The 7,412-nt window shown below is 36.2% G+C and carries 4 protein-coding genes; all 4 read right to left on the bottom strand.

Going from position 1 to position 7,412, the window contains the following annotated elements; genetic code table 11:
- A partial coding sequence (locus RMR19_RS03615) for a DegV family protein (protein ID WP_310602131.1) occupies positions 1 to 211 on the bottom strand: 211 nt, incomplete at its 3' end.
- 513 nt (positions 212 to 724) lie between these two features.
- The gene (locus RMR19_RS03610; RefSeq protein ID WP_310602130.1) at positions 725 to 5,191 is read right to left on the bottom strand and encodes a PolC-type DNA polymerase III; all 4,467 of its coding nucleotides are present in this window, start codon (positions 5,189 to 5,191) and stop codon (positions 725 to 727) included.
- A 31-nt stretch (positions 5,192 to 5,222) separates the two neighbouring features.
- A complete protein-coding gene (gene ispG / locus RMR19_RS03605; protein WP_310602129.1) occupies positions 5,223 to 6,287 on the bottom strand; it encodes a flavodoxin-dependent (E)-4-hydroxy-3-methylbut-2-enyl-diphosphate synthase in 1,065 nt (354 codons plus the stop codon).
- Positions 6,288 to 6,506: 219 nt separating this feature from the next.
- Positions 6,507 to 7,412 (bottom strand): methyl-accepting chemotaxis protein (locus tag RMR19_RS03600; protein WP_310602128.1); only part of this gene is annotated, 906 nt, incomplete at its 5' end.

Genomic DNA, 7,412 nt, shown 5'->3' with positions numbered 1-7,412 from the left:
CATAATCTTGCACTGAAGGCAACGATGTCTTAGGATACACATGCTCTTCAATCATTTTATTATAGAATTCAAAATGATCAACCTCTAAACCTTCTTTGTAATAATTTTCTCCATCGAAAGAAACATAGAAAGGTACAATCTCAAGTCCCTTCTCTTTTGCAAATTCTAATGATAAATCACAAGAACCATCACTTATTATTTGATATCTCATAATAGCCTATACATCTCCTTCATATCATATCAGCATCTTATCTCATAGTTTTTAATACTACATGATATATATATTAACATACTAGACTCAAAATACTAGTAATATGGCTCATTGTTAATAAACATTTTATATTTCTTTTATATTATTTATCAGATGTAACGAAACATTTTTATTCATAAACTAACATCTCTTGTACTTATCAATCGACAAAATAGATATGCAAAACTTAATAACCTACACCTGCTTCTTCCCTGCTGCACTATAACTAAGAAACGATAGTGAAGCACCTATAGTACTTCTTAGTGTGTACTCAATAACCTAGGAAGGCGAGGCACGGACGCCGAGCCAGCCCTCACTGAGGCAGGATGCCGAATTGAGGGCGTTTCCATACACATTATACTACCTCTCTGTACACACATAGAAGTACTTAGGTGCATAGCGTGTTTCGTGTTATGGTACAGCAGCGAAGAAGCACTGAAAACATATAAAGTTTTGCATTCACAACTCTTGATGCTACATCTGAAAGAAATCCATTAGTGACATCTGGTTTGTTGCTGGTAGACCTTCAAGGATGCCCAAATCTACCATCGTATCAATAACCGTAGTACTGACCTTTGTTCTCTGTCTAAAATCATCAAGAGATAGGAATTTACCATCTTTTACTGCAAGCACTACCGCCTCTGCCGCTTTATCACCAAGTCCATCAATAGAACTAAGTGATGCCATAATCTTTCCATCAAAGATCTGAAAATGATGCGATTTAGCACGATAGATATCAATTGGTTCAAATTCAAATCCTCTTGCATACATCTCCTGAACAATTCTCATATCACGAAGGGTATCTTGCTCTTTCTTTGACAATTCATTCATACGTTTCTTATAATCCGCTATGTAGTAGTCAAGTTTTTCACGTCCAAGACACATAAGCTCATAGTTAAACGCAGAAGCTCGAATACTAAAGAATGCCGTATAATACGCAAGTGGATAATATACTTTAAAATATGCAATACGAAACGCCATCATTACATATGCTGCCGCATGGGCTTTCGGGAACATGTACTTGATTTTCTTACAGGATTCTATATACCATTCTGGTACACCTGCCTCTAACATGGCAGACTCCATTTCTGGCGTTAATCCCTTACCTTTACGAACGCTTTCCATGATCTTAAAGGCAAGACCATTCTCAACGCCTGTATGAATCAGATATGTCATAATATCATCACGGGTACATATTGCCGTTGATAGTGTACAATTACCATTTTGTATATAATACTGCGCGTTGTTCAACCATACATCCGTACCATGTGATAGACCTGAGATACGTACCAAATCTGAAAATGTTTTTGGTCTTGTATCTCGAAGCATCTGCATAACAAAGTCTGTTCCAAACTCAGGTACACCTAGTGAGCCTAAATCACACCCGCCAAGATCTTCAGGTTTTAATCCTAAAGCACTAAGATTTTCGAATAATGATAACACTTTCTCATCATCAAATCGAATCGTTAGCGGATCAATCCCTGTAATATCTTGCAACATACGAATGATGGTCGGATCATCGTGTCCGAGTATATCAAGTTTTAGTAAGTTATGGTCAATGGAATGGTAATCAAAGTGTGTTGTAATCGTCTGCGTTGTCATATCATTCGCTGGTCGCTGTACTGGTGTGAAGGAATAGATTTCTTCCCCGATTGGAAGTACTATGATACCACCCGGATGCTGCCCTGACGTTCTACGAATACCAACGCAGCCTCCAACAATACGTTCCATCTCTGCCTTTCTCTTATGTTGACCATGTTCTTCAAAATACTTTATTACATAACCAAATGCTGTCTTCTCTGCTAGTGTACCAATTGTTCCTGCACGAAATGTCTGTCCTTTCCCAAAGATAACTTCTGTATAATCATGAGCATGACTTTGGTACTCTCCCGAGAAATTAAGGTCAATATCGGGTTCTTTATCTCCGTAGAATCCAAGGAATGTCTCAAATGGAATTTCATGTCCATCTTTACTCAACGGTTGCCCACAATCAGGACATAATTTATCTGGCATATCGCAACCAGATTTCCCTGCAAATGCTTTCACTTCTTCAGAATCAAAATCAGAATAATGACAATGCTCACAATAATAATGTGCTGGCAATGGATTAACTTCTGTAATACCTGACATTGTCGCTGCAAACGATGATCCTACAGAACCACGAGACCCTACTAGATATCCATCTTCATTTGATTTCCATACCAATTTCTGTGCAATAATATACATTACTGCGAATCCATTGCTTATAATTGATTTCAACTCTTTTTCAAGGCGCGCTTCTACTGGCTCTGGCAGATTTGGCCCATACACGGAATGTGCTTTGTCATAACAGATTTTACGTAAATCTTCATCGGAGTTTTCAATGACTGGTGCACATTTATCTGGACGAACTGGTGAGATTTTCTCAACCATATTTGCAATTTTATTCGTATTCGTAATAACAATCTCTTCCGCTTTCTCTCTACCAAGATATGCAAATTCCGCTAGCATTTCATCCGTTGTACGAAGATATAATGGCGGTTGGTCATCGGCATCTTTGAACCCTTTCCCCGCCATTATGATTCGACGATACACCTCATCTTCTGGATCTAAGAAATGCACATCACACGTAGCAACTACAGGTTTAGAAAATTCATCTCCAAGCGCTACAATCTTTTTGTTAATCTCAATCAAATCTTCCTTCGATTTAACATCTATCTTATCACTACGAATCATGAAATCATTGTTTCCAAGTGGTTGAATTTCAAGATAATCATAGAAATCCACCAATCTAGTAATCTCTTCTCTTGATTGATTTCTAAGTATTGCTTGGTATAGTTCCCCTGCTTCACATGCCGAACCAATTAATAATCCTTCCCTATTTTCGAGGAATACACTCTTTGGTATTCTGGGTCTACGAGCATAATACTTAATATGCGAAGAGGAAATCAATCGATATAGATTAATTCTACCGATATCATTCTGTGCAAGAATAATTGCATGGTAAGTCGGAAGCTTCTTAATCATATTCGCCGATAACTTACTCATCTTATTCAACTCTTCTATATCTGTAACATCTTTATCTTTTAACATCTGAATGAATTTCACATAAATCTCAGCCGTTGCTTTCGCATCATCAACAGCACGGTGATGGTTCTCTAGCGAGATTCCTAATTCCTTCGCAACAATATTTAATTTGAATTTTGATAGATTTGGTAGCAAGACACGAGCCATAGACACGGTATCTATAACTGTAAAATCCGTTGCAATTCCTAATTGTTCTGCTTTCTTTGTTATAAATCCAACATCAAAAGAGGCGTTATGAGCAACTAGTATACAATCTTTACAGAACTCCAAAAACTGAGGTAAAATCACATCAATAGTAGGATAATCCATAACCATAGCATCTTGAATACCTGTTAATTTCTCAATCTCATATGGAATAGGTATCTCTGGATTAATAAATGTAGAATAATTGTCTACAACAACTCCATTTACAACCTTTACTGCTCCAATTTCAATAATTTTATCATTTACCGGGCCAAATCCTGTTGTCTCTATATCGAATACAACGCTTGGCGCATCTAACGTCTGCCCTTTTTCATTCTCAACAATATCCTTCAGATCATCCACAATATATGCCTCAACGCCATAGATCACTTTAAAATCCGTTCTCTCCACTACATGATTTGCTTCTGTAAATGCTTGTACAACACCATGATCAGTAATCGCAATTGCTGGATGCCCCCAAGACATTGCCCTCTTAATTAAATTCTTCGCATCTACAACTGCATCCATATCACTCATCATTGTATGAGCATGCAATTCAACTCGTTTTACAGGCGCATTATCAACACGTGAAACGGTAAAGTCAGGAATTGTTTTAATTCCCACAATGGAACTAATAGAGATTTCTCTATCGTATTTATCCATGAGTGCCATACCCTTCATCTTAATGAAGATACCATTTTTTAATACAGATGTAACATCGGGTACTTGCTCATTCCTTACGAAAATCTTTGCTGAAATTGTATCCGTAAAGTCTGTAATCGCAAATGTTATAATCGTTTTCTCATTACGCAGTTCTCTTGTTTCGAACTTATTCACTCTACCACGTATTACAACTTCTCCTACCTCATCTTGAATTTCAGAAATTGCTGTTGCTTCTCCCTCAAAACTCTTACCATAGATTGTGTCTGGATCATTCGCTGGCTTTTTATAACTATTATATCTCGCCTTGTCTGGTTTAACTTTTGCATCAACAGTTTTCTCTTTTGCTTCTGGTTTTCTTACTTCTGTAGTAGTCTTTGATGAATCCATGTTTTCACTAGATACATTTTCAACCTGTCCTACTTGTTGTTCACCAGATGCCACAAAACCTTCATCATCGTCATGTGACATATGATGTTTTCTCATTTCTTTGGCATAGATTTCTCTAATATCATCTCCCTCGTCCTCAATCGGTTCTACATAATTGAATGTAACAGTAATCGCATAACCAAAACGATTCGAGAAGTTATCCTCTATGATTCGTTTCATATTAGATGACTTATTTCTTGCCATAAAATTATCTTCTATCTCAAGTTCAATTTTATCGCCTTCAATCCTATATTCCGCCATCCTGAATAAGTTATATTCAAGAATACTACTATCTCGCATTTCCTCAAGCAAACTTTCATAATAGGCAGTCATCAACTTATCAGGCGTATACTGCGCAGACAATTCATATCGGTCACATAGTAAAACACCACTTGTTGTATTCGCAAATAATTGATTCTTAATCTGATACTCCATCTTCTTCACTAATTGCCTAGGTATCAAATGTGTACTCATTATATAAATCTTAACTTCTTGATTCGTTCTGGAAGCTGCAACACGTTCAATTACCGTATCTTCAAACACATCTTGCAATTCTTTCGTAACCTTTAACGTCTCAAACACTTCAAAGAATTGCTTATTCATGTCCCTAACCTCCTTTTACCTCTTGTTTCACTTAGTTTTTCTCATTTTCCCAATTCTTTAGTTCTTCCTCTAATGTGGCAAGCAACTGTTCTTCTGGCAATGTCTTAATAACTTCACCCTTCTTTATTAACATACCAACACCTTTACCACCAGCAATTCCTATATCTGCTTCTTTAGCCTCTCCCGGCCCATTAACAACACAGCCCATAACAGCCACTTTAATATCCAAATCATATCTTTGAACCATGTTTTCAACTTGATTTGCAAGCCCAATTAAATCAATCTGTGTTCTTCCGCAAGTAGGGCATGATACTACTTCAATGCCTGCTTTACGAAGACCTAATGTAGGCAAAATCAGTTTTGCCGATTTTACTTCTTCTACTGGATTTCCTGTTAGTGATACACGAATCGTATCACCGATTCCTTGATTCAGAATAATTCCAAGCCCTATACTAGACTTAATATTACCTGAAATAATCGTTCCTGATTCCGTAATTCCTACATGCAATGGATATGTAGTTTTCTTTGCAATTAATTCATGTGCTTGCACTGCCATCAATACATTTGACGACTTAATACTAATAACAAGATTGTCATATCCCATCTCTTCAATAATTCTAACTTTATCTAGTGCACTTTCAACAATACCTTCTGCTGTTACACCGCCGTACTTTTCAATTAATGCACCTTCCAAAGAACCACTGTTAACACCTACACGAATTGGAACATTTCTTTCCTTCGCTGCTTCTACAACTGCTCTAACACGTTCTTCACTTCCTATGTTTCCTGGATTAATACGAATCTTATCAGCACCATTCTCTATCGCTGCAATGGCAAGACGATAATCAAAATGAATATCCGCTACAAGTGGAATAGAAATCTGTTTCTTAATCTCTTTTAATGCAAGTGCTGCTTCCATTGTCGGAACTGCACATCGAATAATATCACAACCTGCTTCTTCTAATTCTCTAATTTGTATAACTGTAGCTTCCACATCTTCTGTCTTTGTATTTGTCATTGACTGAATAAGAACGGGATTTCCACCACCAATCACTCTATTTCCAATTTGAACCACTCTTGTTTCATCACGGTACATCTCACATACCTCCTTGTATTTATACAATTAATCATTCTTTGCAATATACGTTCATCATTTCAACCATTTCATTTTACCACATTTCTATATAAGTTAAATACTTAAATATTGCATAAAAATATGAAAAAGTTTCAACGTTACTAGATGTTTGGTTTTAAATCCAGATTCTAGCAACGTTGAAACTTTATTAAGTTCAGATTCAGATTTTATTTCTATGTACTACATCTTGTTTATATTAAGCATATTAGAAAGGTTGTTAATACTCTTCTGCACATCATTCATCGCTTCCATAACAGCTTCAATTGATGTTACTTGCTCTTCTGTAGATGAACTGATTTTCATTGTAGATTCCGCAGAATTTTCTGAAAGTTCCGCTAACTTTTGTACAGAGGATAGCATATTCTCTTTCATATCAGCAATGCTCTTTAACTCTTCATGAAGCTTACTAATTGTTTGAATTACTTCTTCAGATGATTCAATCATTGTATTAAATACTTCAACTGTTGTATTTAATTTTTCAGAAGATTCTTGAACAATCGAACTATTATAATTCATCGTATCTCGAGTAGTATGTACGATACTTACGATTTCTTTTAATATTTCATCAATCTTTTTCGTTGATTCTGTAGACTGCTCAGAAAGTGTTTTAATCTCTCCAGCTACAACTGCAAAACCTTTTCCTGCTTCGCCTGCACGAGCCGCCTCAATTGCTGCATTAAGAGCAAGCAAATTCGTTTGTTGTGCAATCCCTGTAATCGTATCAATGATATTACCAATACGTGCTGATTTATCTGATAAAACTTCAATTTCTTTTGATGCATTTTGGGTTGATTGAATGTTCTCTTGGAATTTTTCTGTTAATTCTTTAATAGAGGTAACGCCTATATCATTGTTCCCCTTTAATATCTTCATATCACGAACAGTTAAGTCAACTTTTTCTTCCGAATTAATTATCTTATCTGCAAGTGCATTGAAGATATCACGCGTTCCATCAACTTCATCTGTTTGCGTTTTTGAATCCATTGCAATTCCTCTTGCAAAATCAGCAATCTTTTGAGACAAGCTACTGAATTCATCTAAAGAACTATAGATATTTGAAGAGGATTGTTCTAATGTTTCGAAAGC

It is taken from the genome of Anaerosporobacter sp., from assembly GCF_031551385.1.
Classification (GTDB): Bacteria; Bacillota; Clostridia; order Lachnospirales; family Lachnospiraceae; genus Anaerosporobacter.
The sequence above is the reverse complement of the archived record's forward strand: the minus strand, read 5'-3'. Positions and strand labels throughout refer to the sequence as shown.